This is a genomic window from uncultured Mucilaginibacter sp., assembly GCF_937859865.1.
GTDB lineage: Bacteria > Bacteroidota > Bacteroidia > Sphingobacteriales > Sphingobacteriaceae > Mucilaginibacter_A.
In genome coordinates this window covers 19,009-44,458 of sequence record NZ_CALMAT010000174.1, presented here as the reverse complement: position 1 = coordinate 44,458, position 25,450 = coordinate 19,009, and the positions used below count along the sequence as shown (strand labels likewise).

Annotated in this window: 28 protein-coding genes; 24 read left to right on the top strand and 4 right to left on the bottom strand. The window is 42.0% G+C overall.

Annotation, left to right across the window (positions count from 1 at the left end; all coding sequences use genetic code 11):
• Positions 1-31: 31 nt before the first annotated feature.
• From Q0192_RS18360 to mnmA, 3 genes are all read right to left on the bottom strand, one after another.
• Positions 32-436, bottom strand: a complete 405-nt coding sequence (locus Q0192_RS18360; protein WP_299291899.1) for a hypothetical protein — start codon at positions 434-436, stop codon at positions 32-34.
• Between the two features lie 45 nt (positions 437-481).
• Entirely contained in the window at positions 482-2,824 is a 2,343-nt protein-coding gene (gene topA, locus Q0192_RS18355; protein WP_299291897.1) for a type I DNA topoisomerase, read from the bottom strand.
• A 132-nt stretch (positions 2,825-2,956) separates the two neighbouring features.
• Positions 2,957-4,045 (bottom strand): tRNA 2-thiouridine(34) synthase MnmA, encoded by a 1,089-nt coding sequence (gene mnmA / locus Q0192_RS18350; protein WP_299291895.1) that lies wholly within the window; start codon positions 4,043-4,045, stop codon positions 2,957-2,959.
• A gap of 208 nt (positions 4,046-4,253) precedes the next feature.
• Here mnmA and Q0192_RS18345 point away from each other — a divergent pair, with 208 nt between their 5' ends.
• The 24 genes from Q0192_RS18345 to Q0192_RS18230 all read left to right on the top strand — a co-directional run bounded on the left by Q0192_RS18345 (position 4,254) and on the right by Q0192_RS18230 (position 24,809).
• Entirely contained in the window at positions 4,254-5,936 is a 1,683-nt protein-coding gene (locus Q0192_RS18345) for a GMC family oxidoreductase (protein ID WP_299291893.1), read from the top strand.
• A 224-nt stretch (positions 5,937-6,160) separates the two neighbouring features.
• The gene (locus Q0192_RS18340; protein WP_299291891.1) at positions 6,161-7,585 is read left to right on the top strand and encodes a Gfo/Idh/MocA family oxidoreductase; all 1,425 of its coding nucleotides are present in this window, start codon (positions 6,161-6,163) and stop codon (positions 7,583-7,585) included.
• Between the two features lie 206 nt (positions 7,586-7,791).
• A complete protein-coding gene (locus tag Q0192_RS18335; RefSeq protein WP_299291889.1) occupies positions 7,792-8,364 on the top strand; it encodes a gluconate 2-dehydrogenase subunit 3 family protein in 573 nt (190 codons plus the stop codon).
• A gap of 6 nt (positions 8,365-8,370) precedes the next feature.
• Positions 8,371-9,525 carry a Gfo/Idh/MocA family oxidoreductase gene (locus Q0192_RS18330; RefSeq protein WP_299291887.1) on the top strand — a complete coding sequence of 385 codons (1,155 nt, stop codon included), beginning with the start codon at positions 8,371-8,373 and terminating at the stop codon, positions 9,523-9,525.
• 3 nt (positions 9,526-9,528) lie between these two features.
• Positions 9,529-10,581, top strand: coding sequence for a sugar phosphate isomerase/epimerase (locus Q0192_RS18325; protein ID WP_299291885.1), 1,053 nt, complete (start codon positions 9,529-9,531; stop codon positions 10,579-10,581).
• 14 nt (positions 10,582-10,595) lie between these two features.
• On the top strand, positions 10,596-11,033 hold the full coding sequence (locus Q0192_RS18320) for a c-type cytochrome (RefSeq protein ID WP_299291883.1): 438 nt from the start codon (positions 10,596-10,598) through the stop codon (positions 11,031-11,033).
• Between the two features lie 34 nt (positions 11,034-11,067).
• Entirely contained in the window at positions 11,068-12,330 is a 1,263-nt protein-coding gene (locus tag Q0192_RS18315; RefSeq protein WP_299291881.1) for a nucleoside permease, read from the top strand.
• An 11-nt stretch (positions 12,331-12,341) separates the two neighbouring features.
• Complete coding sequence (locus tag Q0192_RS18310) at positions 12,342-13,223, top strand: TIM barrel protein (protein WP_299291880.1); 882 nt, start codon at positions 12,342-12,344, stop codon at positions 13,221-13,223.
• Positions 13,224-13,428: 205 nt separating this feature from the next.
• Positions 13,429-14,307: a sugar phosphate isomerase/epimerase gene (locus Q0192_RS18305; RefSeq protein ID WP_299291879.1), complete on the top strand. Its 879-nt coding sequence runs from the start codon at positions 13,429-13,431 to the stop codon at positions 14,305-14,307.
• Positions 14,308-14,344: 37 nt separating this feature from the next.
• Positions 14,345-15,118: a DUF1080 domain-containing protein gene (locus Q0192_RS18300; RefSeq protein WP_299291878.1), complete on the top strand. Its 774-nt coding sequence runs from the start codon at positions 14,345-14,347 to the stop codon at positions 15,116-15,118.
• Between the two features lie 15 nt (positions 15,119-15,133).
• Positions 15,134-15,661, top strand: coding sequence for a redoxin domain-containing protein (locus Q0192_RS18295; RefSeq protein WP_299291875.1), 528 nt, complete (start codon positions 15,134-15,136; stop codon positions 15,659-15,661).
• A gap of 91 nt (positions 15,662-15,752) precedes the next feature.
• Entirely contained in the window at positions 15,753-16,550 is a 798-nt protein-coding gene (locus Q0192_RS18290; RefSeq protein ID WP_299291873.1) for an NIPSNAP family protein, read from the top strand.
• 143 nt (positions 16,551-16,693) lie between these two features.
• Positions 16,694-17,578 (top strand): sugar phosphate isomerase/epimerase, encoded by an 885-nt coding sequence (locus Q0192_RS18285; RefSeq protein ID WP_299291871.1) that lies wholly within the window; start codon positions 16,694-16,696, stop codon positions 17,576-17,578.
• Between the two features lie 94 nt (positions 17,579-17,672).
• Positions 17,673-19,193 (top strand): hypothetical protein, encoded by a 1,521-nt coding sequence (locus Q0192_RS18280; protein ID WP_299291869.1) that lies wholly within the window; start codon positions 17,673-17,675, stop codon positions 19,191-19,193.
• Positions 19,194-19,334: 141 nt separating this feature from the next.
• Complete coding sequence (locus Q0192_RS18275; protein WP_299291867.1) at positions 19,335-19,988, top strand: response regulator transcription factor; 654 nt, start codon at positions 19,335-19,337, stop codon at positions 19,986-19,988.
• Between the two features lie 346 nt (positions 19,989-20,334).
• Positions 20,335-20,637, top strand: a complete 303-nt coding sequence (locus tag Q0192_RS18270) for a hypothetical protein (protein ID WP_299291865.1) — start codon at positions 20,335-20,337, stop codon at positions 20,635-20,637.
• Positions 20,638-20,641: 4 nt separating this feature from the next.
• Positions 20,642-20,818 (top strand): hypothetical protein, encoded by a 177-nt coding sequence (locus tag Q0192_RS18265; protein ID WP_299291863.1) that lies wholly within the window; start codon positions 20,642-20,644, stop codon positions 20,816-20,818.
• A complete protein-coding gene (locus Q0192_RS18260) occupies positions 20,773-21,036 on the top strand; it encodes a hypothetical protein (protein ID WP_299291861.1) in 264 nt (87 codons plus the stop codon). Before Q0192_RS18265 ends, Q0192_RS18260 begins: the two co-directional genes overlap by 46 nt.
• Positions 21,037-21,134: 98 nt before the next feature.
• Complete coding sequence (locus tag Q0192_RS18255; RefSeq protein WP_299291859.1) at positions 21,135-21,491, top strand: single-stranded DNA-binding protein; 357 nt, start codon at positions 21,135-21,137, stop codon at positions 21,489-21,491.
• A 325-nt stretch (positions 21,492-21,816) separates the two neighbouring features.
• Entirely contained in the window at positions 21,817-22,071 is a 255-nt protein-coding gene (locus Q0192_RS18250; RefSeq protein ID WP_299291857.1) for a hypothetical protein, read from the top strand.
• 38 nt (positions 22,072-22,109) lie between these two features.
• Positions 22,110-22,814, top strand: coding sequence for a YetF domain-containing protein (locus Q0192_RS18245; RefSeq protein WP_299291855.1), 705 nt, complete (start codon positions 22,110-22,112; stop codon positions 22,812-22,814).
• 6 nt (positions 22,815-22,820) lie between these two features.
• Positions 22,821-23,513, top strand: a complete 693-nt coding sequence (locus Q0192_RS18240) for a YetF domain-containing protein (protein ID WP_299291853.1) — start codon at positions 22,821-22,823, stop codon at positions 23,511-23,513.
• Positions 23,514-23,656: 143 nt separating this feature from the next.
• A complete protein-coding gene (locus Q0192_RS18235; protein WP_299291851.1) occupies positions 23,657-24,448 on the top strand; it encodes a HipA family kinase in 792 nt (263 codons plus the stop codon).
• Entirely contained in the window at positions 24,426-24,809 is a 384-nt protein-coding gene (locus tag Q0192_RS18230) for a DUF3037 domain-containing protein (protein ID WP_299291849.1), read from the top strand. Before Q0192_RS18235 ends, Q0192_RS18230 begins: the two co-directional genes overlap by 23 nt.
• Positions 24,810-24,901: 92 nt before the next feature.
• Here Q0192_RS18230 and Q0192_RS18225 read toward each other — a convergent pair whose 3' ends face one another.
• Complete coding sequence (locus Q0192_RS18225; protein ID WP_299291847.1) at positions 24,902-25,324, bottom strand: secondary thiamine-phosphate synthase enzyme YjbQ; 423 nt, start codon at positions 25,322-25,324, stop codon at positions 24,902-24,904.
• Between the last annotated feature and the right edge of the window lie 126 nt (positions 25,325-25,450).

Sequence of the window (25,450 nt, the reverse complement as noted above, 5' to 3'; positions counted from 1 at the left end):
TTTTTAGTAACTGATTGCTGACAGCTTTTCCTCACCTAATCATCACCCCCGGCTTGTTTAAAACCGGCAAACGGATAAAATTGGATTCCACAATGCTTTCGGGCAAAAAGATAAATTTTTTATCGTAGATCTGGTCCTTAATGTAGTAGCTCAACCAATACTCATTGTTTAAACCGAAAGTTTGCTCGTCAATCGGCTCGATCAAAGCAAAACTTTTGGAACCAACTTTCGGAAAAACGTGGCGTAAAACAGAAGTTTTCACTTCTTCGCCGTCTTTATGCCCATAACCGCGCGAAGTAACCAGCGCGTTTTCTAGTTCCTCATTTTTTAGGTTGATAAGGTAAACATACCAAACCTTGCTTTCCGGGCCTTCGCCTTCCAGCGCAACGGCAATGGCAACATCTTCAACGATATTTTGTGGGAGGTCTTTAAGCATGAATAATGGATATTAATTTTTGCACGATAAAAGAAGCATTACAAACTACTTCTTCTTCGCAAATTTTTTGACTGGCTTTTTGGGTTCTTTTTCTGCCGCAGCGGCTAAAGTTTTGCAGTCTTCGTAAGTCAATTCTGTTGCTTCTTTGTCTTTTGGAAGTTTGATGTTGAGTTTTCCAAATTTTAAATACGGTCCCCAGCGGCCGTTTTCAATGCGTGCTTCCGGGTCTTCTTTAAACGATTTGATCAATTTGTCGGCATCAGCCTGGCGCTTGTTTTCAATAATTTCGATACCGGCTTTTTCGTCCACATCCAGCGGGTCAACACCTTTTGGCAACGAATAAAACATGCTGTTGTGGCGGATGTACGGGCCAAATTTTCCGATGGCAACCGTCATGTCTTTATCTTCAAACACACCGATTTTTTTCGGAAGTTTAAACAATTCCATTGCTTCTTCCAGCGTTAGCGTTTCGATCATTTGTCCGGTACGCAGGCTGGCATAAGCCGGTTTTTCTTCACCTTCCACCGCTTCTCCAATTTGCACAAACGGGCCGTATCGGCCAATGCGTACCGAAACTTTTTTCCCGCTTTTTGGGTCAATTCCTAAATCACGTTCGCCGCGTGTGCGGTCGGCAGTTTTGATTGTGTCTTCAACTTCCTGATGAAAAGGCTCGTAAAATTTATGCAGCATTTTGGTCCAATCTTCCAAACCTTGTGCAATTTCGTCGAACTTTTTTTCTACAACCGCTGTAAAATTATAATCAACAATGCCGTTAAAATGCTGCACTAAAAAATCGTTCACCACAATCCCAATATCCGTTGGAAACAATTTTGATTTTTCGGCACCCGTAATCTCTGTTTTTTGTTCTTTAACTACTTTTTTGTTAGCCAGCGTTAACACATTAAAACTGCGTGTTTTTCCTTCACGGTCTTCCTTCACCACATAACCGCGGTTTTGGATAGTCGAAATGGTTGGCGCATAAGTAGAAGGACGGCCAATGCCCAGTTCTTCCAGTTTTTTTACGAGCGTGGCTTCTGTATTGCGGGCGGGAGGGCGGGAAAAGCGTTCTGTCGCGTTCAAATCGCGCAAGTTTAATTGCTGGCCTTTTTCTAACGGAGGTAAAATGGCGTTATCGCTGTTGTCATCGGCTTTGTTTTCTTCTTCCTCGTCCAAAGATTCTAAATAAACTTTTAAAAAACCATCAAAACGTAACACTTCGCCGTTGGCAACCAGTTCTTCTTTTCGGGTGGAGATACTGATTTTAGCGGTCGTTTTTTCAAACAAAGCTTCGCTCATTTGCGAGGCAATAGCACGTTTCCAAATCAATTCGTATAAACGGACTTCTGCGGATTCCCCATCAGTTGTATGATGGTTAAAATAAGTTGGGCGGATGGCTTCGTGCGCTTCCTGCGCGCCGGCCGATTTGGTTTTGTATTTTCTGAACTGGTAATATTTATCGCCGTAGGCCGATTTGATTTCTTTGGATGCCGCCTCCAAAGCCGTATCCGATAGGTTGACGGAATCCGTCCTCATATAAGTAATTTTCCCAGATTCGTATAAACGTTGCGCAACCGACATGGTACGCGAAACCGAAAAACCTAATTTCCGGCTGGCTTCCTGCTGCAAAGTTGAAGTGGTAAAAGGGGCAGCCGGGGCGCGTTTTGATGGCCGGGTTTCTAAACTGCTGATTTTGAAAATGGCTTCGGCACAATCGCTCAAAAACTTTTCGGCATCGCTTTGCTGCACAAATCGGTTGGACAGTTCGGCTTTAAAAACCTCTTTATTTTTTCCGGTAGTAAAAACAGCAATGACGCGGTAAGCGGCTTCCGGTTTAAATTTGTTGATTTCGCGCTCCCGTTCCACAATCAAACGAACGGCAACCGATTGCACGCGACCGGCAGAAAGGGAAGGTTTAATCTTTTTCCACAACACGGGCGAAAGTTCAAAACCTACCAATCGGTCTAAAACGCGACGTGCCTGCTGTGCATTAACCAGGTTGTAATCTATTTTTCGGGGAGATTCTATCGCTTTTAGAATGGCAGGTTTGGTGATTTCATGGAAAACGATTCGGCGTGTAGTCGCATCTTTTAAGCCTAAAGTTTCAAACAAATGCCAGGAAATGGCCTCGCCTTCGCGGTCCTCGTCCGAAGCAAGCCAAACCACATCGGCTTCTTTGGCCAGTTTCTTTAACTCGTTCACTACCTGCTTCTTATCCGCAGGAACTTCATACTTCTGGGCAAAACCGTGGGCAATATCAATGGCATCTTCAGATTTTACCAAATCACGGATATGTCCGTAACTTGATTTTACTGTAAAATCTTTGCCAAGGTAACCTTCAATGGTTTTGGCTTTTGCCGGAGACTCTACAATGAGTAAATTTTTTGCCATTAATGGAATTTAGTTTTTGCAAAGGAAACACAACAATGCGCTAACTACAATATTTATTTTTGTAAATTAAACAGAACCAATTGTAAACACTAAAAAAGTACCGGTAAAAGAAGCATCCCTTATCGGTGAAACTTAAATTAAAAACCCTCCGCCCAGCAGATCGTTCCCCTCATAAAATACAGCCGATTGGCCTGGCGCAATACCGGCAACACGGTGATGAAAATCAATTTTTAAATGATCGTTCATTTGCGTAACCGTACTCAAAGCGCCCTGGTCTTTGTAACGTATTTTTGTAATTGCTTCAACTGAATTTTGCAGGTTTTCGTATTTGATCAGGTTAAAATCGCGCACCCAGGCTTCGCTGCTTTCCAAGTCTTCCTGTTCGCCCAAAACAACCGTATTCGTGTTTGGTTCGATTTTAGTTACAAACATCGGTTTGCCCAAAGCTATTCCCAAGCCTTTACGCTGGCCAATCGTGTAAAACGGATAACCCTGATGCTTACCGACAATGGTTCCGTCTTGTAAAACAAAGTTTCCGCCTGCAACGCGTTCTTCCAAATCTTCTACCTGATGTTTTAAAAAAGCGCGATAATCGTTATCCGGCACAAAGCAAATTTCGTAGCTTTCGCTTTTGTTAGCCAATTCCAATTGTCCCATTTCCACCGCCATATTTTTAATTTCGGCTTTGGTAAAAGAACCTAACGGAAACTGCGTCCGGGCCAAATTCTTCTGCGAAACGCCCCACAAAACGTACGATTGGTCTTTATGCTCATCGCGCCCTTTGGAAATCACGTAGCGGCCATTATCTTGTTGCCTAATATTGGCGTAATGGCCAGTTGCAATAAATTCGCAATCCAGTTTATCGGCCCGTTTTAACAAAGCTTCCCATTTAATATGTGTGTTGCACAAAACGCAAGGGTTTGGCGTACGGCCAGCCAAATATTCGTCCACAAAATTATTGATGACGGAACCGCCAAACTCGTTGCGGATATCTAAAATATAATGCGGAAAGCCATAACCAACAGCCAATGCGCGTGCATCGTTTATGCTATCCAAACTGCAGCAGCCGGTTTCTTTAGAACTGGAGCCGGAAGAAGCATAGTCCCAGGTTTTCATGGTCAAACCAATCACTTCATAGCCTTGCTCATGCAGCATCACCGCTGCTACCGAACTGTCTACACCGCCACTCATGGCTACCAATATTCTTCCGTGTCTGCTCATTTTAATTAACGCAAAGGTAAGCTAAGAAAAGTAGATATAAAAAAAGCATGGTCAGGCATAAGTAAATAGTGTTTGGCGTTTAACTTTTGGTATTTGGTTTTGCCCAAAAAGAAATGTTTGTAAAGTTTTAAAGAAAATTGATTTTTTGAAAAACATTTTTATACTTTAGCCAGCACAACCAATTATCCTATTTTAATTTTTCAAATATATGGCCAGCAATGAGTATGATGCAATTGTAATTGGTTCCGGTATTTCTGGTGGCTGGGCAGCCAAAGAACTGACCGAAAAGGGACTAAAAACAATTATGTTAGAGCGCGGTAAGAACATCGAGCACATTAAAGATTATGTAAATGCCAATAAAGCGCCTTGGGAATTTCCGCACCGCGGTGGCAAAACCCAGCAAATGATCAAGGACTATCCGGTTTTAGCGCGGGACTATACTTTGAACGAAAGCAATTTGGATTATTGGGTGAACGAAAAAGAAAGCCCTTACACCGAAGTTAAACCGTTCGACTGGTTTCGTGGATACCATGTTGGCGGGCGTTCGCTGATGTGGGGAAGGCAATCCTACCGGTGGGCCAACTCTGATTTTGAAGCTAACATGCGTGATGGTATCGGCGTAGATTGGCCAATACGATATAAAGACTTAGAAAAATGGTATGGTTATGCAGAGCGTTTTGCAGGCATTTCCGGTAATCGTGATGGTTTAGCTATTTTGCCAGACGGGGATTTTATGCCACCGATGGAGCTAAATGTGGTTGAAAAAGATGTTGCAGCCCGCTTAAAACAACATTACAAAGGCATGCGCCCCATGATTATTGGCCGTACCGCTAATATTACGCTTCCGCACCACAATCGTACAAATTGCCAGTACCGTAACAAATGCTGGTTAGGCTGTCCGTTTGGTGCTTATTTTAGTACGCAATCTGCAACCTTGCCCGCTGCTATGGCAACAGGCAAGTTAACGGTACGTCCGTTTTCTATAGTTACCAAAATTTTATATGATAAAGACAGCAAGAAAGCTACAGGTGTGGAAGTGCTCGATGCAGAAACAAAACAGACTTATGAATACAAGGCTAAGATTGTTTTTGTAAATGCTTCAACCATAAATTCTGCCTGGATATTAATGAATTCTGCTACAGATATTTGGCCGGGTGGTTTAGGTAGCAGCAGCGGAGAATTAGGTCATAACTTGATGGACCATCACTTAAATGTAGGTGCATCCGGGACTGTAGAAGGTTACGAGGATAAATATTATTTTGGCAGAAGGGCAAACGGATTCTACATTCCGCGTTTTCGCAATACCAACGGCGAAAAACGAGATTATATTCGTGGTTTCGGTTATCAGGGAAGTGCCAGCCGCGATGGTTGGAGCCGTGATATTGCCGAAATGAATATCGGAGGTGATTTCAAAGATGCGCTATCAGAGCCAGGTAGCTGGAAGATTGGCATGGGTGGATTTGGCGAAACTTTGCCTTATCACGACAACAAAATCACGATAGATAAAAGCAAAAAAGATGCCTGGGGCTTACCGGTGGTAGCTATTGATGCGGTGATTAGAGACAATGAAAAGAAGATGCGGGTAGATATGATGCAGGATGCCAAAGAAATTTTGGAAGCTGCAGGCGCTAAAAACGTGCAGGGAAATATGCAGGAAGCTGTGTTAGGTAAAGGTATCCATGAAATGGGGACGGCCAGAATGGGACGTGATCCTAAAACTTCCGTGCTAAACGAATGGAACCAGGTTTGGGATGCCAAAAATGTATTTGTAACCGATGGTGCAGCCATGGTTTCTTCCGCCTGCCAAAACCCTTCCCTTACTTACATGGCGCTAACTGCCCGTGCCGTTGACCATGCCGTAAGCGAAATGAAAAAACTGAATATTACCTGATCCTAAAACCTGTTTAAGCTTTGTTGAAAGTCTTTTGATATTTTAAAAATTGGTGCCGATGCTTCTTTTACCCTATAAAATTTGGCCGCTGCATCAATTGCATAAACTAAAAACTAAAGGTTTGCCATTTTTATAGCGATAAAAGAAGTATCAAAATTCAATGAAGTAAATCTTAAACTTCTTTTTGAAATTAGAACAAAACTAAACCATTAAGAATAAAAATCATGACTGAAAACCATTTAGAACCGCAAGACAAGTCGCGGCGTGTTTTTATTAAAAATGCCGCCGTTGCCGCCGCCGCTTTTACCATTGTTCCCCGCTTTGTTTTAGGCGGAAAAGGGTATACCGCACCAAGTGATAAGCTGATTGTTGCCGGTGTTGGCGCCGGTGGAAAAGGCCAGAGCGATATTGCTAATTTTTACAAAAGCGGCAAAGCAGAAATTGGTTTTTTATGCGATGTGGACGACAGGCGCGCAGCCAAATCTGTGGCCAGTTTCCCTAAAGCAAAATATTATAAAGACTGGCGCAAGCTGTTTGATAAGGAGGCAAAAAATATTGATGCCGTATCCGTATCAACCCCTGACCATAACCACGCCGTTATTGCATTGGCCGCCATGCAGCACGGCAAACATGTCTATGTACAAAAACCCATGACCCATGATATTTATGAGGCACGTATGCTGACAGAAGCGGCCAAAAAATACAAAGTGGTTACGCAAATGGGCAACCAGGGCTCATCAAACGATGGCACAAGGCAATTGGCCGAATGGTATGACGCCGGTGTAATCGGCGATGTACATACCGTTTATTGCTGGACAGACCGCCCGGTTTGGCCGCAAGGCATTCCATGGCCAACCACCAAAGCAGATATTCCAAAGGAATTAGATTGGGATTTATGGTTAGGTACGGCCCCTGAAAAAAATTATGTTGATAAATTAGTCCCTTTTAACTGGCGCGGCTGGTGGGATTACGGAACCGGTGCTTTGGGCGATATGGGCTGCCATTTGGTAGAAGCGCCTTTCCGGGTGTTGGGTTTGCAATACGCAAAAGATGTACAGGCCAGCGTAGGCAGTGTTTATGTAGATGAATTTAAACGTGGCGTTTTCCCGGATAGCTGTCCGCCTTCCAGCCACGTTACGCTTACTTTCCCTAAAACCAAAAAAACAAAAGGCGATATTATCCTGCATTGGATGGATGGCGGCATTCAGCCGGAAAGGCCGGAAGAATTAGGGGCCAATGAGAAATTCGGAGACGACGGCAATGGTATTTTGTTCATCGGCACCAAAGGGAAAATGATGGCCAGCACGTATTCAGAAAATCCTTTGTTGTTGCCAACATCACGTACCAACGAAGTTCATGTAAAGCAAACCATTGCGCGTGTGCCCGGACAAGCAAACGGACATTACGCCCAATGGGTAGAAGGTTGTTTGGCAGGTTACGGCAAAAAAGAATTAAGTTCGCCGTTTGAATTAGCCGGGCCATTAACAGAAGCTTTATTGATGGCCAATTTAGCGGTAAGGGGAAATGATTTGAAAGGCGGCCACATCAAAATGCTTTGGGACAATCAAAACATGAAGATCACCAACTTTGACGATGTAAATCAATATGTAAAACGCGAATACCGGCAGGGCTGGAGCTTGAGGGCATAAGTTTTAATTATTAAATACTTTATGGGCCTGTTTAAATTTGCACAAGAATAAAAATGACGATGCTTCTTTTACCCTATAAAAATTGGTGTCCGCATCAATTTTAATAAACCAAAATTTACGGTTTTTTAGGCGATAAAAGAAGCATGGGAAAATATATCGAACAAATTTTAAACAGGACCTAAATACTGTTTTTAGCACATAAAAATATGGATAGAAGAGAAGCCATAACAAAAGTTGCCTGGTTATTGGGCGGCACAGTTTTAGGGGCCGAGTTTTTTTTGCAAAGTGGTTGTAAATCAACACCCGAAAAAGTAAGCGAATTATTTAACACCGACCAAATCGGTTTTATGGATGAAGTTGGCGATACCATTTTCCCGGCAACCAGTACGCCTGGTGCAAAAGAGGCTGGCATTGGCCATTTTATGGCCACGATGGTAAAGGATTGTTACTTGCCGGAAGACCAGAAAGTGTTTACCAAAGGTTTGTCGCAAATAGATAACGCCAGCCAGAAAAAGCACGGCAAAAAATTTATGGAAAGCAGCCCGCAGCAACGCACCGCTTTGTTGGTTGAGCTGGACAACGAGCAAAAAGCGTATCAAAAAACAAAGAAAAAGGAAGACCCGAACCATTATTTCAGGATGATGAAAGAGCTAACCATGCTGGGCTATTTTACTTCCGAGGTTGGCGCTACCAAAGCTTTGCGCTATATGCCTATACCCGGAAAATACGATGGCAATTATCCCTATAAAAAAGGCGATAAAGCCTGGGCACTTTCCTAAACTACAATGATGAGGTTAAAATTAGGAATGATTGGCGGCGGCCAAGGCGCATTTATCGGTGCTGTCCATCGCATTGCGGCACGGATGGACGATCAGTACGAATTGGTTTGCGGCGCTTTTAGCAGTGATCCTGCAAAATCCAAAGCCAGCGGTTTATTGCTCAACCTGCCCGAAAACCGCGTTTATAATTCGTATCAGGAACTGATTGAAAAGGAAAAGCAGTTGCCCGAAAACGAGCGTGTACAAGTGATCAGCATCGTAACACCAAACCATCTTCATTTTGCACCAGCAAAAGAAGCATTGGAAAACGGCTTTCATGTTATTTTGGATAAACCGGCCACATTTTCTTTGCAGGAAGCAAAAGACTTGCAGAAAGTGATCGAACAGACCGGAAATTTCTTTTGCCTTACGCATACTTACACCGGATATCCGATGGTAAAAGAAGCACGGCAGTTTGCACTTTCAGGAAAGTTGGGAAAAATCCGCAAAGTTTATGTAGAGTACCCGCAAGGCTGGCTGAGCAAGTTTGAAGAAGGCGGAAATAACAAACAAGCTTCCTGGCGTACCGACCCGACCAAAAGCGGTATGGCAGGGGCAATGGGCGATATCGGGACACATGTTTTCAATTTGTGCGAATATGTTTCCAACCTATCCGTTACAAAGCTTTGTGCCGATGTTAACATTGTGGTTGAAGGGCGGCAGTTGGATGATGACGGCGCAGTTCTGCTAAAATTTAACAATGGCGCGAGCGGCGTTTTGATGGCCACGCAAGTTGCAGCCGGAGAAGAAAACAATGTCAAAATCAGGGTTTATGGCGAAAACGGAGGGATTGAATGGCAACAGTTTGATGCAAACTCTTTGCTGGTAAAACTTTTGGACAAACCGGTAGAAGTTTACCGGACCGGCGGCAGCTATACCAGTTCCTTCGCCCAAAAAAATACCCGAACACCTGCTGGCCATCCCGAAGGTTATCTTGAGGCTTTTGCCAATCTTTATAAAAATTTCGCTTTTACCATTCAGGCGCATTTGGCAGGAAAAACACCCGAACCGGAGTGGCTGGATTTTCCGGGAATTGAAGAAGGCATCCGCGGAATGGCCTTTATCGAAAACGTAATTGCATCCGGAAAGTCTTCCGAAAAATGGACGGACTTCAAAATATAAATCATGACTACTTTATTAGGACCTGCCATATTTTTGGCCCAATTTATTTCTAACGAAGCTCCTTTTAACAGTCTGGATGCCATTTGCAAATGGGCTGCTGACCTTGGTTTTCGGGGTATCCAACTGCCTACCAACAATGCTTCTTTTATAGACCTAAAATTGGCCGCAGAAAGTAAAACTTATGCCGATGATTTGAACGGGAAAGTGATGGGTTATGGCTTGCAAATCACCGAACTTTCTACACATTTGCAAGGCCAGTTGGTGGCAGTCAATCCGGCTTATGATACTTTGTTTGATGCTTTCGCGCCGGATCAGGTAAAAAACAACCCCAACGCACGTAAAGAATGGGCCATACAGCAATTAAAGTATGCCGCAAAAGCTTCCCAAAATTTGGGATTGCATGCCCATGCTACTTTTAGCGGTGCTTTATTATGGCCGATGGTTTATCCCTGGCCGCAACGCCCGGCGGGTTTGGTAGAAACCGGTTTTACAGAATTAGCAAAACGGTGGTTGCCGATCCTGAATGAATTTGACGAATGCGGTATTGATCTGTGCTACGAAATCCACGCCGGAGAAGACCTGCACGATGGTATAACTTACGAAATGTTCCTCGAAAAAGTGAACAACCACCCGCGCGCTTGTTTATTGTATGATCCTTCCCACTTTATTTTGCAATGTTTGGATTACCTGGATTACATTGATATTTACCACGAACGCATCAAAATGTTCCATGTAAAAGATGCAGAGTTTAACCCAACCGGCAGGCAAGGTGTTTACGGCGGTTACCAAAACTGGATTGACCGTGCTGGCCGTTTCCGCTCTTTGGGCGATGGCCAGGTGGATTTTAAAGCAATTTTTAGTAAGTTGGCCGCTTATGATTACAAAGGCTGGGCGGTTTTAGAATGGGAGTGTGCCATTAAAAACCAGGAAGACGGTGCCCGGGAAGGTGCACAATTTATTCAGGACCACATCATCCGGGTAACCGACAAAGCCTTTGATGACTTTGCAGCTTCCGGTGCCGATGCTTCTTTTAACAAAACTTTATTAGGAATATAATTAATACAAATACCATGAAAAAAACTGCCATTATTTTAAGCCTTTGTGCTGTAATTGCTGCTTGTAGCAATAATAAATCTAATCAATCTGTAAGCAACGATAGTGTAACTGCCGCTAACGTAACTGCAAAAAGCCAAAATAGCGATGCCGATACCAACGTGAACAGCATTGGTACAGAAAGGACCGGCGCAACTTCATCATCTAAGGGTGCACAATTGCTTGCTGCCTCTGATTGTTTGGGCTGCCACAAAGAACATGAAAAATTAATTGGCCCGGCTTATGCCGATGTGGCCAAAAAATATGAAAACAATGATAAGAACATTGACTATCTGGCCAATAAAGTAATCAGCGGCGGAAAAGGCGTTTGGGGTGATATCGCGATGACACCACATCCAAACCTGCCTTTAGCAGATGCCAAAGAAATGGTAAAATATATATTGTCATTAAAATAAACCATACTCTTTTTACCTACCTAAAACCTAAATTATGACTGCTGCCATCCGCACCAAGTTATCGGCCATGATGTTCCTGGAATTTTTTATCTGGGGTTCATGGTTTGTAACCCTGGGAACGTACTTGTTAAAAGACCTGAAAACTTCCGGTATAGAAGTTGGGGCTGCGGTAACCACGCAATCCATAGGAGCTATTGTTGCACCGTTTATCATCGGTTTAATAGCTGATAAGTTTTTCTCGGCACAAAAAATCCTGGGTGTTTTACATTTATTGGGTGGTGCGTTATTGTGGTGGGCTTCTACTGCAAGCAATTTCTCTGCATTTTATCCGGTGATTTTGGTATATATGATTTTGTATATGCCCACATTGGCTTTGGTCAATTCAGTTTCCTTCCGGCAGATGCAAAACCCAAGCAAAGAGTTTCCGCCCATCCGTGTTTTGGGAACGATTGGCTGGATTGTGGCCGGTGTTTTAATCAGCTATCTAAACTGGGACAAGCAAGGCGGAGAAGCAGCTTTGGTAAATACCTTTAAAATGGCTTCCATTGCTTCCATCATTTTAGGTTTGTTCAGTTTTACTTTACCAGCAACGCCACCGGTAAAAAGAGGCGAAAATGTTTCTGTTGGCGATATGTTGGGTTTAGATGCTATCGGTTTGCTCAAAAACAAATCTTACCTCATCTTTTTTATTGCGTCCATTGCCATTTGCGTTCCGCTGGCATTTTATTATGGTTTTGCCAATCCTTTTTTCCAAGAAGCAGGCATGCACGCCACCACGGTAACACAATCTTTGGGGCAGGTTTCCGAGATTTTATTTATGGTGATGATCCCGTTTTTCTTCGTCCGTTTGGGCGTAAAAAAAATGCTGGCCGTGGGCATGTTGGCCTGGGCATTGCGTTATGTTTTGTTTGCCTACGGCGATGCAGGCAGCAATTACTGGATGCTGATTGCCGGTATCGTTTTGCACGGCGTTTGCTACGATTTCTTTTTTGTTACCGGGCAGATTTATACCGACAACCTGGCTGGCGAACGCTTTAAAAGTGCGGCGCAAGGCTTTATCACGCTGGCCACTTATGGTGTTGGGATGCTGATCGGATCTTTAATTGCCGGACAGATTGTGGACAACTACAAAACTTCTGATACCGCACACAACTGGCAAACTATCTGGTTGATACCAGCCGGAATTGCGGCCGTGGTTTTAGTGTTGTTTTTGCTGTTGTTTAAAGATAAAAACCATATGGAAGCAAACCCGGCTTTAAATTTGGACGAACAGCGGGACATGCGCCTCGATGTTTAATTGATCAAAAAATGGCATCAAAACTAAACCGCCGGTCTGCTATTAAAGATTTGATTGCAGGCACCGTAACCTTGGCCGCTGGCAGCAGCCTTACTTCTTTTACCACATTAAAAATGGAGTCAGTTGCACTAAAAGGAAACATCAACCACTCGGTTTGCCGCTGGTGTTATAATGAGTGTTCGGTAGAAGAACTTTGTGCAGCGGCAAAAAAAATCGGCATCAAAGGCATTGATCTGGTTGGGCCAAAAGACTGGCCAACGCTGAAAAAATACGGTTTGGATTCGCCCATGTGCAACGGTGCCGAGATCAGCCTCACTCAAGGTTTCAACAACAAAAAATACCACGAAACTTTGGTGAAAAATTATTCGGAAATGATCCCGCTGGTAGCAAAAGCCGGTTATACCAACCTAATTTGTTTTAGCGGGAGCCGCGAAGGCATGGACAACGAAACCGGCTGGAACAACTGTGTAGAAGGCTTAAAAAAAGTAATCGGACTGGCCGAAAAACACAAAGTTGTGCTGGTGATGGAGTTGTTGAACAGCAAGGTCAACCACAAAGATTACCAGTGCGACCGAACTTCCTGGGGCGCAGAACTGGCAAAGCGTTTGGGTTCTGAAAACTTTAAATTGCTGTACGATATTTACCACATGCAAATTGATGAAGGCGATATCATCCGGAATATTACAGATTATCACCAATACATCAACCATTACCATACCGGCGGCGTTCCCGGAAGAAATGAAATAGACGATACCCAGGAACTGTATTATCCGGCAATTATGCGTGCAATTTTAAAAACCGGGTTTAAAGGATATGTGGCACAGGAATTTATCCCTTTGAAAAAAGACAAACTTGCATCGCTGAAAAACGCAATAGAAATTTGCGATGTATAAGGGCCTGTTTAAATTTATACAAGTAAATATGCAAATGCTTCTTTTACCCTATAAAAATTGGTGTTTGCATCAACCTGAACAACCGATTGCACACCAATTTTTGTGTGATAAAAGAAGCATAATAACTTAGATAAGTAAATGTTAAACAAGCCCTAATTTACCCTGCTAAAAACAGTATCCCTTTTAAATAACCTAAACCATTTCCATGATCAACAGAAGAAAATTTTTAGCACAGGCCGGTTTAGTGTCGGCAGGTGTTTTGATAAAGCCGGATTTTCTAAACGCATCCATCAACAGTAAACAAATTGGGCTGCAACTTTATACCCTGCGTAATGAACTGCCTAAAGATGTAAAAGGCGTAATTGCCAAAGTGGCGACAGCGGGCTACAAAGAGGTAGAAACTTTTGGCTTTGATAAAAAAACCGGCTATTGGGGCTTAACTTCAAAAGAATTTAGCCAACTGCTGAAATCACATGGTTTGTCCACACCAAGCGGGCATTATGGTTTGGATCAATTTTTTGGAACCGGAAAAACCGATGACCTGAAAGCGTACATCGAAGTAGCACACGATACCGGCCAGTCTTACATTACTGTTCCTTCATTGGCAGAACAATTTATCAAAACCGCGGAAGACTTTAAACAAGTTGCAGATAAAATGAACAAAGCCGCAGCAATTTGTAAAACAGAAGGGCTGAAGCTGGGCTATCATAACCACAACTTTGAATGGAAGCCGGTAGATGGCACCACGTTTTATGATACGATATTAAAATATACCGACCCGGCTTTAGTGCATATGGAGATGGATATTTTCTGGGTTGTACGTGCCGGCCAGGATCCCATCGAAATATTAAACAAACACAAAGGCCGTTATTTTGCGGTCCATGTAAAGGATAGGGATAAAACCAACACCAACCTCAACACCGAAATAGGCAAAGGCAGTATTGATTTTAAAAAGATACTGCCTGTGGCCAAGGCTGCTGGTGTTAAACATTATATTATGGAACAAGAGAATTTTATCAACATTGATCCTTACGTTAGCATTGCAGAAAGTGCTAATTACATGAAAAATAGTTTACCGGTATAATCTATAATCTAATTCATTTCTTTAACCAATTTTAAAAATGATGAACAAACTAATATTAACCGTTTTATTGGCAGGAGGTTTTTCTATGGCGAATGCCCAGCAAGCTGCAAAACATGAAGACACTGAGTTTTACGAACCGGTGCCAAAAGTGGTAACTCCGGGAAAAACAAACAACGAACCGCCTTCTGATGCGGTTATTTTGTTCTCCAATGGTAATTTAAACCAATGGGTTTATACAGACGATAGCAGCAAACCCGTAGAGTGGCCGGTGAGCGGTGATTTTTTTACGGTTAAAAAAGGCACAAGCAACATCGAAACCAAAAGAAAATTTAACAATTACCAGTTGCACCTGGAGTGGAAAATTCCAACAAATATTACCGGCGAAGGCCAGCTTCGAGGAAATAGCGGTGTATTTCTGGCTTCTACCGGAAAAGGCGATTCTGGCTACGAATTGCAAATTCTGGATTCGTACAACAACAAAACTTATGTGAACGGGCAGGCAGGCAGTATTTACAAGCAATCTATCCCGCTAGTAAATGCCAACAAAAAGCCGGGCGATTGGCAAACATATGATATCATCTGGCAAGCACCAACTTTTAAAACAGATGGTTCTGTAAATACCCCGGCTACAGTTACCGTATTTTTTAACGGTGTAGTGGTGCAAAACCATTATGTTTTAAAAGGCGAAACGCTTTACGTTGGCCAGCCGAAATACAAAGCTTACAGCGGAGGCGCACCTATCAAACTGCAGGCGCACGGTGATAAAAGCGAACCGATAAGTTACCGTAATATTTGGGTTCGAGACTTGTAAGCTCACACTAATTTTATGCTGATAAAAGAAGCATCAACAAATTTCAAAAAAACGGCACTAATTTTTTACAGTGCCGTTTTGCTGTTTACAAGTATTTTTCAACCAGTTTTTGCACAATTAAAACCGGCAGCAATTATCCCTGATTTTACTTTGTACACAATGAACGATCAGGTTTTCACCCAAAAGCAACTGAAAAAGGATAGCAAAATTTTATTCTTGTTTTTTGATGCTACCTGCCCGCATTGCCAGTACGAAACGCAGTTGATTAGTTCGCATTACAAAGAATTTAAAAATACAGCATTCTATCTGGTATCAATGGACAAGAAACCTCAGATCCAAAAGTTTGTACATACTTACGGCAAGGCTTTGGAAAATAAAAATAATGTTACCCTTTTGGCCGATGCAAACCGGCAATTTATCGAACGCTTTACACCTTCGCAGTTTCCAGCATTGTATATTTACAACAAAGAAAGGAAGCTGTTAAAATACTGGGATACGCCTGTCAGCATTGATCAGGTTTTGGGTGTCATTTATCAGCCTTAATGATTTTATGGGCATAAAAGAAGCATCTGTAACAATTAAACAAGACAAAAACGAGTAAGCAAATCGTATTCAATCATAAAAAAACTAACCAGTGAAAAGAAGTGCTTTTATCAAAACAACATTAACAGCCGGTTTGGCCGGAAGTGTTTTGCCCGCCATTTCATCCGCAGAAAAAACGGCCAACAAAGACCAGCAGACCGAATTTTACGAACTGCGCATTTATACTTTAAAAGATGAAACGCAGCAAAAACTGGTAGAAGATTATTTTCAAAATGCGGCCATTCCGGCTTTAAACAAATTGGGCAGCAAGAATATTGGTGTTTTTACGGAGATGAAACCCGAAGGGCAAACCAAAATTTATGCGATTATTCCGTTTAAATCTGCCGATGCTTTTTTTAAAATGGAAAACCAGTTGCTGGCTGATACTGCTTATCGGCAGGCTGGTGCTGCTTACCTGAATGCGCCTGCTTCGGCACCAGCTTATGACCGGATTGAAAGTTCGTTGATGCAAGCTTTTAAAACTACGCCAAACTTATTGCCAACAGAGAAAAAGCAGCGTCTTTTTGAACTGCGCCGTTACGAAAGTGCCAGCGAACTGACCGGCAAAAAAAAGATCGAAATGTTTAACGAAGTCGGCGAAAGCGCTATTTTTAAACGTTTAGGTTTTAGGCCCGTGTTTTTTGCAGAAACCCTGATTGGGGAAATGCGGCCAAATTTAACTTACATGATTATGTTTGACGATATGGCCGACCACGACGCCAAATGGAAAAGTTTTGGCGGCGATGCTGAGTGGAAACGCATCAGCTCCATGCCCGAATATTCTGATAAATTGAACGTTTCGCGCATTACTTCTACCTTTTTAATTCCCACCGTTTTCTCTCAAATTTAAACCGGCATACTGTTTTTACCTGGCAAAATTTGTGCTGGTAAAAACAGTATTTGTGTTTCCCTATCTCAGCAAAAATTGCTATTATTGAGTAGCATTTTCCTAAGGCTAACCCAATTATTAAAACCAATTTTAACACTCAAATCATGACGACACGACGTTCATTTCTTAAATCTTCTGCGGTTTATTCTGCCAGTTTGCTGGTAGCACCAAATTTGCTGAATTACAACCACAAGTACATTGGCCTGCAATTATATACGGTAAGAGACGCAATGCAAAATGATCCGGCCGCAACTTTGGCACACGTAGCAAAAATAGGCTACAATTCGGTAGAAGGTGCAACTTACACCGGTTCGCAAAAATTTTACGGCATGGAACCTGCCGCTTTTTCGCGCTTACTGAAGCAGAACGGATTGATTATGCCAAGCAGCCATTATCGTTTGGGCGAAGAAAAAATCAATGGCGAAAGCCAAAAAGGCACGATGATGAGCGGTTGGGACAAAGCGATCGAAGATGCGTCGGCCGTCGGAATTAAATACATGGTTTGTGCTTATCTATCAGAACAGGAGCGCGGCGGCTTAGACCATTACAAAAAACTGGCCCAGGATTTTAACAAAGCCGGCGAAATGTGCAAAAAAGCAGGCATCCAGTTTTGTTACCACAACCATAATTTTGAGTTCGAAAAGCAGGACGGGCAGTTTCCGTACGAAGTTTTGCTGGCCAATACGGATAAAAATAACGTAAAAATGGAAATGGACATGTATTGGGTTACCAAAGCCGGGCAAGACCCGATTGCATTGATCAACAAACATCCGGGCCGTTTCCCGCTTTGGCATGTAAAAGACATGGACAAAACACCCGAAAAGAATTTTTCAGAAGTGGGCAACGGCTCCATAGATTTTAAACAAATATTTAAATCGGCCGATAAAGCCGGCCTGCAGTATTTCTTTGTGGAACAGGACAAAACACCAGGCGACCCTTTTGCCAGTATCACCCAAAGTATCACTTACATCAAGAAAAACTTAGTGTAAAAGAAGCATCCATTTAAAAGCTTTTTTAACAGAATGAAGATGCCCTGCTACAACATAAATTAGCAGGGCATTATTTTATATCTATAAAAACAGTATGAAAACAAAACAGCTTGTTCAAACAGCTTTACCGGTTTTGGCTTTGCTTTTTTCGTTGTCGGTTTCGGCACAAAAAATTGGGGTTTTTGATGGGCAAACCGATGTTGGAAAAAACGTAAAGCCTGGCTCGGCTACTTTCATCCCGCAAAACCAGCAATACATAATTACCGGTGCCGGAACCAATATTTGGGGAAACCAGGACGAATTTCATTTTGTGTGGAAGAAAATGAAAGGCGATTTTATTTTGTACACTAAAGCCGAGTTTGTAGGTTGGAACGGCGTGGAAGAACATCGGAAAGTGGGCTGGATGGTGCGCAAAAACTTAAACGGCAACTCAGCACAAGTAAACGCAGTTGTTCATGGCGACGGTTTAACTTCTTTGCAATACCGCAAAGCAGATGGCGCAACGACAGAAGAAACGCGTTTTAAAATTAACCATGCCAACATCATCCAATTGGAAAGAAAAGGCAACACTTACACCATGCGTGCCGCTAAATACGGCCAACCTTTTGCAACTGAAGCAATAACCAATGTAGATTTAGGCGAGGACGTTTATGTAGGTTTGTTTGTAGGCTCGCACAATGCGGATGTTACAGAAACAGGTATTTTTCGGGATGTGCGCATCACCATTCCTTATAATGGGGCAGCAGGCCAATCTACACAAATGACTTTGGGCAGCAACTTAGAGCTGATGGAAATAGCAACCGGAAACCGGGAAATTATCTACACCGTCCCTAATTCTATCCAGGCACCAAACTGGATGAAAGATGGCAAAAGCCTGATTTATAACGATAGCAAAGGTTTGATGTATAATTTTGATCTCGCCAACCGTCAGCCTAAACCGTTAAATACGGGCGAAGTAAAAAGCAACAACAATGACCATGTGCTTTCTTTCGACGGCAAAATGATCGGGCTGAGCAGTTGGGTAAAAGAGCTGGGCGGTTCTATTGTTTACACCGTTCCGGTTACCGGCGGAATACCCAAGCAAATTACACCAAAAGGGCCGTCTTACATGCACGGCTGGTCTCCAGATGGTAAATATTTGGTTTTCTGCGGAGACCGGGATGGCGAGTTTGACGTTTACAAAGTACCGGCAACCGGCGGAAAAGAAATCCGCCTGACTTCAACAAAAGGGCTGGACGACGGGCCGGAATACACGCCCGATGGCAAATACATCTATTTTAACTCCGTTCGTTCCGGCCTGATGCAAATTTGGCGGATGAGGCCGGACGGAAGCAACCAGGAGCAAATGACCAACGATGATTACAACAACTGGTTTGCACACATTTCTCCGGATGGCAAAATGATGGTGTTTTTAACTTTTCTGAAAACAGAAGTAGAGCCGGGCAGCCACCCGCCTTACAAACACGTTTACATCCGTATGTTGCCTATTGATGGCAAAGGAACGCCAAAAGTACTGGCCTATGTTTACGGCGGGCAAGGTTCTATGAACACGCCTTCGTGGTCGCCGGATAGCAAACACATTGCTTTTGTGAGCAACAGCGATATGGGCAATTAATTTATGTAGGTAAAAACAGTATTACAGATTTGGACAGCTGCGCATCTTTTATAGGTTTAACGATCACAATTATCAACTTTCGTTGTTAAGCAGGTCAAACTTTTGTATTTTAACCATCAGTTTTTAAAAACTGGCAACAACATGATTAAAGTATTACTTGCAGAAGATCACAACGTAGTTCGTAATGGTATAAAATCTATCCTGGAAAAGGATAAGGATTTAGAAATTGTTGCGGAAGCCACCAATGGAAAGCAAGCATTGGAATTGCTGGCAAAAGGCTTTAAAGCGGATATTGTACTGGCGGATGTAAACATGCCGGAAATGAACGGAATGGAAATGACCACGTTGGTTAAACAGCAATTTCCAAAAGTTAAAGTGATTATCCTAACTATGCTGGATCACGAAAAATACATTGTTCAGGCTTTTAAAAATGGTGCTTCCGGTTATATCTTAAAAAATATTACTTCAAACGAATTGATATTCTGCATCAAACATGTTTGCACAAGCGATGACCGGTATATTTGCAACGAGCTTTCTTTGCGCATGTTGGACAAATTAATCCATAAACCGGAAGTGGTTGTTCCGAACGAAAAACCAGAAATAGAACTTTCTAAACGCGAAGTTGAAATATTATCTTTAATTGCCGAAGGTTATACCAACTTAGAAATTGCCGATAAACTTTTTACCAGTAAACGCACCGTTGAAGGCCACCGCCAAAACCTCATTGATAAAACCGGAAGCAGAAACACGGCAGCACTTATCCGTTATGCTATTTTAAGCGGTTTAATTTCATAGATACCATTTCTAAACGTTTTTTGTATTAATACTTGCATCCGCCTGTTTACAAGTATTAATACAATTTATTATATATTTCAATTTTCAATCTTGTTCTTTTCAGATACAATTTTAGATTAAGCAGAAACCTGTTTTTGCTGTTACAAGCCAGGTTTTGTTTTTAAGTTGAAATAAACCTTATAAATATTTAAAGTTTTTCTCTTCTAAAGTTTCCAATCAGGCCTTTGTTTTTCGCATCAGCCTTGCATTTATTTTTAAAACGGGTACTTATCCGAGCCAATTCACAGTATTAATACTTTATAGTTAAAAATCTTTTAAAGACCTTTGAAACATTAATTATTAAACTATGAAAACGTTACTGACCCCACGTTTACTTGGTTATTTGATAAAGAAAGGTTATAAGTTCTTTTTATCTCAAACTACTTGTATAGACCAAGACGATGCTTATGTAGGCATCACTTTAAAACCTGTAAAAAAGCACCCTTTGCTGCAAAAACTGCCCAAGCCTTTTAGCGCCTATTGCAGCATTTTTTATCAGCCTTTTCAAAGGGTTTCGGATAAGGCCAACACAAAAATTTTAGTAGAACTTAATGCGCGGGATTTAAAAAATTTCAAAAATCTTTCTAATCTTTCAACCGCTTTACAATAATTTTATGCTAAAAAAAGTACTGGTACTCGATAACGATCAGCGGATTTTGGACGTAATGCAGGAAGCTCTAAACTACGAAGCTTTTGATATAAACACTTACGACAGTACAGATGACATTTTAGATTTGATCAAAAAGTGCAAACCCAATTTGCTGATCTTAGATTACATATTAATGACGTAAACGGCGGCGAACTTTGCAGCAATGTTAAAAACTGTTCCATCACCAAAAATTTGCCGGTCATCATCTTTTCGGCTTACCCCAAAGTCTTGCAGTCTTTAGGTTTTTATGGTTGTAACGCTTTTATTTCCAAACCTTTTGATTTGTCAGAACTGATAGATAAAGTAACAGAACTGGTAACCGTGCAACCAAAATTAGGTATTAATGCAAGCATAAATTAGTATTAATACTCATTGTAAAACTAATAATTGCCTTTAAAATTGAATACAGTTCAGATAAAAGCACATTCCAGATAATTACAAATATAAACCAGCACGCTATGTTTACAAATTCAGGTATAAACAAGGTATTCCTTGTAGGGCATATTGGCAAAGAACCCCGTTTGCACAACTTTACAGACCAAAAAGAAGTTTTATGTTTTCCGTTGGTAACCAACGAAACCATCAAAAAAAATGGCGATAATGTAGAACTGATTGAATGGCACAATATTAAAATTCCGAAAGAAGTTGCCGCTTCAGGAACCGAACTGTTGCAAAAAGGGCATTTATTGTACATTGAAGGCAAAATACAAACACGCAGTTTTTATGATGAACAGCAAATCAAAAAATACAAGCTCGAAATAATTGTTGTCAAGTTTCAGGTTTTAAATGCTGTTCCTGTATTGCAAGAAGTTTAAATATCCGTACAAATTTTGTAATCAGGTTGAATGCGATTTTGATGTTGGGCTAATTGAAAACAGTTTGTTCAATATTAAAAATCAAAAACCACCAAAAATATACCTGTAAAAGAAGTATCAGGCAAATTTGATCTAAACGCTGCTAAAACTTAGCAGCGTTTTTTTTATGTTGGTTTTTTTCGAAACTAAACTGTTACATAAATTTTGTAAGAAGTTAAAAACATTCGTCCGGCTTGATCTTTAATAAGTTAATGTTTAAAAATAAAATTCCGGTCCTGTTTGCCATAAGCTGCTTTCCCTGTCATCAAACTTATCATCGGTAAAAATGGAATTAGGCGTAGAAATCCTTAAAATATTAAATAAAACCTACGACCCGAACAGCATGGTCGAAACAAAGTTCAAACGCTATGACTTGGCTTTTAAAACAGACGAAGCCGGCAGGCCAATATTGTTGTTTATGGGGCAAAAAGACGAAGATGGCAAAATAAAAGGCGAACGCTACGCACGCAGGCTAAAATTTGGCGAAAACGGCGAAGTAGTTAAAGACCATTGGGACAATAAAGGCAAAGCCACGCAATAACGGATACTGTTTTTACCGGTATAAATTAAGCAACATTTATGAAAAAAGAAGAAATCCACTTTGCGGATTTGAAACGCATCTTGTTCGGCTTGGCGCCCCCGGAGTTTATGATAGAGGTTTTTATCCGAACCCTCATCATCTACATTGCGTTGCTTTTTATTGTACGCACATTAGGGAAACGCATGAGCGGACAGTTAACCATTATGGAAATGGCCGTTATGCTTACCATCGGGGCTATTGTTTCTGTACCGATGCAAGTACCAGACCGCGGGCTTTTGCAAGGTGCGTTACTGTTGCTTTGTATCGCTTTTTTTCAGCGCGGTATTAGTTGGCTGGGTTTTGTGAACGGCAAAATAGAAGATTTAACGCAGGGAAAAGCAAGCATGCTGGTAAAAGACGGCATTTTGCAACTGGACGAAATGAAGAAAGTAAGAATTTCGCACCAACAGCTTTTTGCAGAACTAAGGCAGGAAAACGTTTTTAACCTCGGCATAGTAGACCGTGTTTATCTGGAAGCTTGCGGCGAGTTCAGCATCTTTCAATCCAAAGAACCGAAGCCGGGATTGTCTATCCTTCCTCCGGATGACCAGGAAATTATAAAAACCAAAGAACAGGCTTTTACAAAACCGCCACAACCTATTGAATTAATAGCTTGCATTAATTGCGGTTTTATAAAACCTGAAAACGCAGGCGCGCCTTGTAAAAATTGTGGGCAGGATGAGTGGATAAATGCCATAAACTAAGCAAAAATGAAACCGAACGAAATACATTTACAGGATTGGTTTAGGATATTGGTAGGCGAAGTGCCTGCAAGTTTTTATTTAGAACTGGTCATCAGGGCGGCAGTGTTTTATTTATTATTGCTGGTTGCAATTCGGATGATGGGCAAACGGATGTCATCGCAACTAAGCCGTAATGATTTGGCCGCTATGGTTTCGCTTGCAGCCGCAATTGGTGTCCCGCTTCAATCTCCTGACAGAGGGATAATTCCTGCCGTAATTATTGCCGTTATTGTAGTGTTTGTAGCACGGTGGGTTGCAGCACGGTCATTTAAAAACCAGGATTTTGAAGAATTTTCTCAGGGAAATATAAGTACGCTGGTTAAAGATTCTGTGTTGGACCTGGGCACGATGAAAAAAGCCCGCATCTCGCGCGAGCGGCTTGTTGCCCAGCTTCGTGCCAACAGTATCAAACAATTGGGCAGTGTAAAACGGTTTTATATGGAAGCGGGCGGTTCTTTTACGTTGATACAGGAAGAAAACGCAAAACCGGGACTGTCAATTTTGCCGCATTGGGATAAAGAATTTAATGCGAGTTTAAAAAAATCACAAGAATTGAAAGTTTGCCAAACCTGCGGGACCCTTAAAAAAAACCCTTTTGATCAAAACACAAAATGCCCCAAATGCGGCGACCATAACTGGACGGAAGCGGTAACAGAATAAGCGGATGCTTCTTTTATCAACATAAATTTAGTGTGGTAAAAACAGCATCTGGTCAGCTTACCGTTTCTCATAAATTTGGTTTAAATTTCCGGCTAAATACAATCGCTGCTTTGCGTAAAAGTATTTGATAAAATACCGGTTAAATGAACGAAAGCCAACCGCAACCAAGAACTGTAAATGTTGTCCGCTATGTTATGCCATTGCGCGAAGGCGGTTCTTTACCGGCCATTGCCGAAGCGGACGACGGGTTTTTATATGTACTTAAATTTTGTGGTGCAGGGCAAGGCGTAAAAGCTTTGATTGCCGAACTGATTGGCGGCGAAATTGCGCGTACATTGGGTTTAAAAGTCCCGGAGATTGTTTTTGCCGATTTGGATGTTGCCTTCGGAAGGGCAGAACCGGACGAAGAAATACAGGATTTGCTTAAAGCAAGTGTTGGCCTGAACCTGGCTTTGCATTACCTCTCCGGTGCCATTACTTTTGATCCGGCCGTAACCGTTATCGCCCCAAAACTGGCTTCTCAGATTGTTTGGCTGGATTGCCTGATTACCAATGTTGACCGTACGCCCCGAAATACCAACATGTTACTGTGGCACAAAGAGTTATGGCTGATTGACCATGGTGCGGCTTTGTACTTTCATCATTCCTGGCAAAACTGGGAGGAACAGGCGCGGCGGCCTTTTGTGCAGGTTAAAGACCATGTTTTGCTGCCTTATGCTGCCGAACTGGAAGAGGTTGATGCGGAATTTCGGTCCATCTTAACAAAAGAAAAAATCGAAGCCATCGTATCGCTGATACCAGAAAGCTGGTTAACGCAGGAAGCCGGATCAGCCGAAGAAATGCGACAGGTTTACACCCAATTTTTAACCACAAGAGTGGCCGCATCCGAAATTTTTGTAAAAGAAGCCCAACATGCCAGAGAGATACTTATTTGAGTATGCCGTCATTCGTGTTGTGCCGAGGGTAGAACGGGAAGAGTTTTTAAATGTGGGCGTGGTTTTGTATTGTCCGAAACTTAAATTCCTTCAAACCAAAATTACTGTAAATGAAAACCGTTTAAATGCTGTTTTTACCGGTATAAATTTAGGCGAACTGAAAGCAAACCTTTTCGCCTTTGAAAACATTTGCCACGGCAATTTTGATTTTGGGACGATTAGTAAATTGGATCACGCTTCACGCTTCCGCTGGCTAACGGCAACACGCAGCACCATTATCCAGTCTTCAAAAGTGCATCCGGGCTTGTGCACCGATCCGAAAGAAACGTTGCTAAAGCTGCACGAACAGTTGGTTTTGTGAAAAAGTTAATGGATCATGGTTCATAGTCCATCGCCAAAGTTCGTCATGCTGGACCTCGCACCTCAAACCTGATACCTCTTACCTCAAAATCCTCATTCTCCCCAAGCGGTTAATAACAAATTTCTTTGTCCGCCATAATTGCGGTGTTCGCACAGGTAAATTCCTTGCCAAGTGCCCAAAGCAAAACGGCCGTTTCTAATCGGAATCATAACTGAACTGCCCAGCATGGCTGCTTTTAAGTGTGCCGGCATATCGTCTGCGCCTTCTTCATCATGCAAATAATTGGGGTCATTTTCGGGCACGGCTTTGTTAAAATACATTTCAAAATCTTTACGTACCGTTGGGTCTGCGTTTTCGTTGATGGTTAAAGATGCAGAAGTATGCTGGATAAAAACCTGGCAAATGCCCGTTTTAATTTCCCTGATCTCCGGAAACGCTTGTGTAACTTCTGTTGTTATCAAATGGAAACCTCTTGGCTTGGCTTTCAGTTGCAACGGTTGCTGGTAAATTTTCATTTGGCCTTTTATTGATTTTTAGGTGGTAAAAGAAGCATCGGTGAAAATACAATTAAATCAACAGGATGCGTTTCATTTTTATGTTGAGAAAAAACATCATTTAAAATACTGTTTCTTTTGGCTTAG

Bases quoted from the DNA above. Each gene is read 5' to 3' on its own strand.
- Q0192_RS18360 (WP_299291899.1), bottom strand. From the start codon at position 436: ATGCTTAAAGACCTCCCACAAAATATCGTTGAAGATGTTGCCATTGCC.
- topA (WP_299291897.1), bottom strand. From the start codon at position 2,824: ATGGCAAAAAATTTACTCATTGTAGAGTCTCCGGCAAAAGCCAAAACC.
- mnmA (WP_299291895.1), bottom strand. From the start codon at position 4,045: ATGAGCAGACACGGAAGAATATTGGTAGCCATGAGTGGCGGTGTAGAC.
- Q0192_RS18345 (WP_299291893.1), top strand. From the start codon at position 4,254: ATGGCCAGCAATGAGTATGATGCAATTGTAATTGGTTCCGGTATTTCT.
- Q0192_RS18340 (WP_299291891.1), top strand. From the start codon at position 6,161: ATGACTGAAAACCATTTAGAACCGCAAGACAAGTCGCGGCGTGTTTTT.
- Q0192_RS18335 (WP_299291889.1), top strand. From the start codon at position 7,792: ATGGATAGAAGAGAAGCCATAACAAAAGTTGCCTGGTTATTGGGCGGC.
- Q0192_RS18330 (WP_299291887.1), top strand. From the start codon at position 8,371: ATGATGAGGTTAAAATTAGGAATGATTGGCGGCGGCCAAGGCGCATTT.
- Q0192_RS18325 (WP_299291885.1), top strand. From the start codon at position 9,529: ATGACTACTTTATTAGGACCTGCCATATTTTTGGCCCAATTTATTTCT.
- Q0192_RS18320 (WP_299291883.1), top strand. From the start codon at position 10,596: ATGAAAAAAACTGCCATTATTTTAAGCCTTTGTGCTGTAATTGCTGCT.
- Q0192_RS18315 (WP_299291881.1), top strand. From the start codon at position 11,068: ATGACTGCTGCCATCCGCACCAAGTTATCGGCCATGATGTTCCTGGAA.
- Q0192_RS18310 (WP_299291880.1), top strand. From the start codon at position 12,342: ATGGCATCAAAACTAAACCGCCGGTCTGCTATTAAAGATTTGATTGCA.
- Q0192_RS18305 (WP_299291879.1), top strand. From the start codon at position 13,429: ATGATCAACAGAAGAAAATTTTTAGCACAGGCCGGTTTAGTGTCGGCA.
- Q0192_RS18300 (WP_299291878.1), top strand. From the start codon at position 14,345: ATGATGAACAAACTAATATTAACCGTTTTATTGGCAGGAGGTTTTTCT.
- Q0192_RS18295 (WP_299291875.1), top strand. From the start codon at position 15,134: ATGCTGATAAAAGAAGCATCAACAAATTTCAAAAAAACGGCACTAATT.
- Q0192_RS18285 (WP_299291871.1), top strand. From the start codon at position 16,694: ATGACGACACGACGTTCATTTCTTAAATCTTCTGCGGTTTATTCTGCC.
- Q0192_RS18280 (WP_299291869.1), top strand. From the start codon at position 17,673: ATGAAAACAAAACAGCTTGTTCAAACAGCTTTACCGGTTTTGGCTTTG.
- Q0192_RS18275 (WP_299291867.1), top strand. From the start codon at position 19,335: ATGATTAAAGTATTACTTGCAGAAGATCACAACGTAGTTCGTAATGGT.
- Q0192_RS18270 (WP_299291865.1), top strand. From the start codon at position 20,335: ATGAAAACGTTACTGACCCCACGTTTACTTGGTTATTTGATAAAGAAA.
- Q0192_RS18265 (WP_299291863.1), top strand. From the start codon at position 20,642: ATGCTAAAAAAAGTACTGGTACTCGATAACGATCAGCGGATTTTGGAC.
- Q0192_RS18255 (WP_299291859.1), top strand. From the start codon at position 21,135: ATGTTTACAAATTCAGGTATAAACAAGGTATTCCTTGTAGGGCATATT.
- Q0192_RS18250 (WP_299291857.1), top strand. From the start codon at position 21,817: ATGGAATTAGGCGTAGAAATCCTTAAAATATTAAATAAAACCTACGAC.
- Q0192_RS18245 (WP_299291855.1), top strand. From the start codon at position 22,110: ATGAAAAAAGAAGAAATCCACTTTGCGGATTTGAAACGCATCTTGTTC.
- Q0192_RS18240 (WP_299291853.1), top strand. From the start codon at position 22,821: ATGAAACCGAACGAAATACATTTACAGGATTGGTTTAGGATATTGGTA.
- Q0192_RS18235 (WP_299291851.1), top strand. From the start codon at position 23,657: ATGAACGAAAGCCAACCGCAACCAAGAACTGTAAATGTTGTCCGCTAT.
- Q0192_RS18230 (WP_299291849.1), top strand. From the start codon at position 24,426: ATGCCAGAGAGATACTTATTTGAGTATGCCGTCATTCGTGTTGTGCCG.
- Q0192_RS18225 (WP_299291847.1), bottom strand. From the start codon at position 25,324: ATGAAAATTTACCAGCAACCGTTGCAACTGAAAGCCAAGCCAAGAGGT.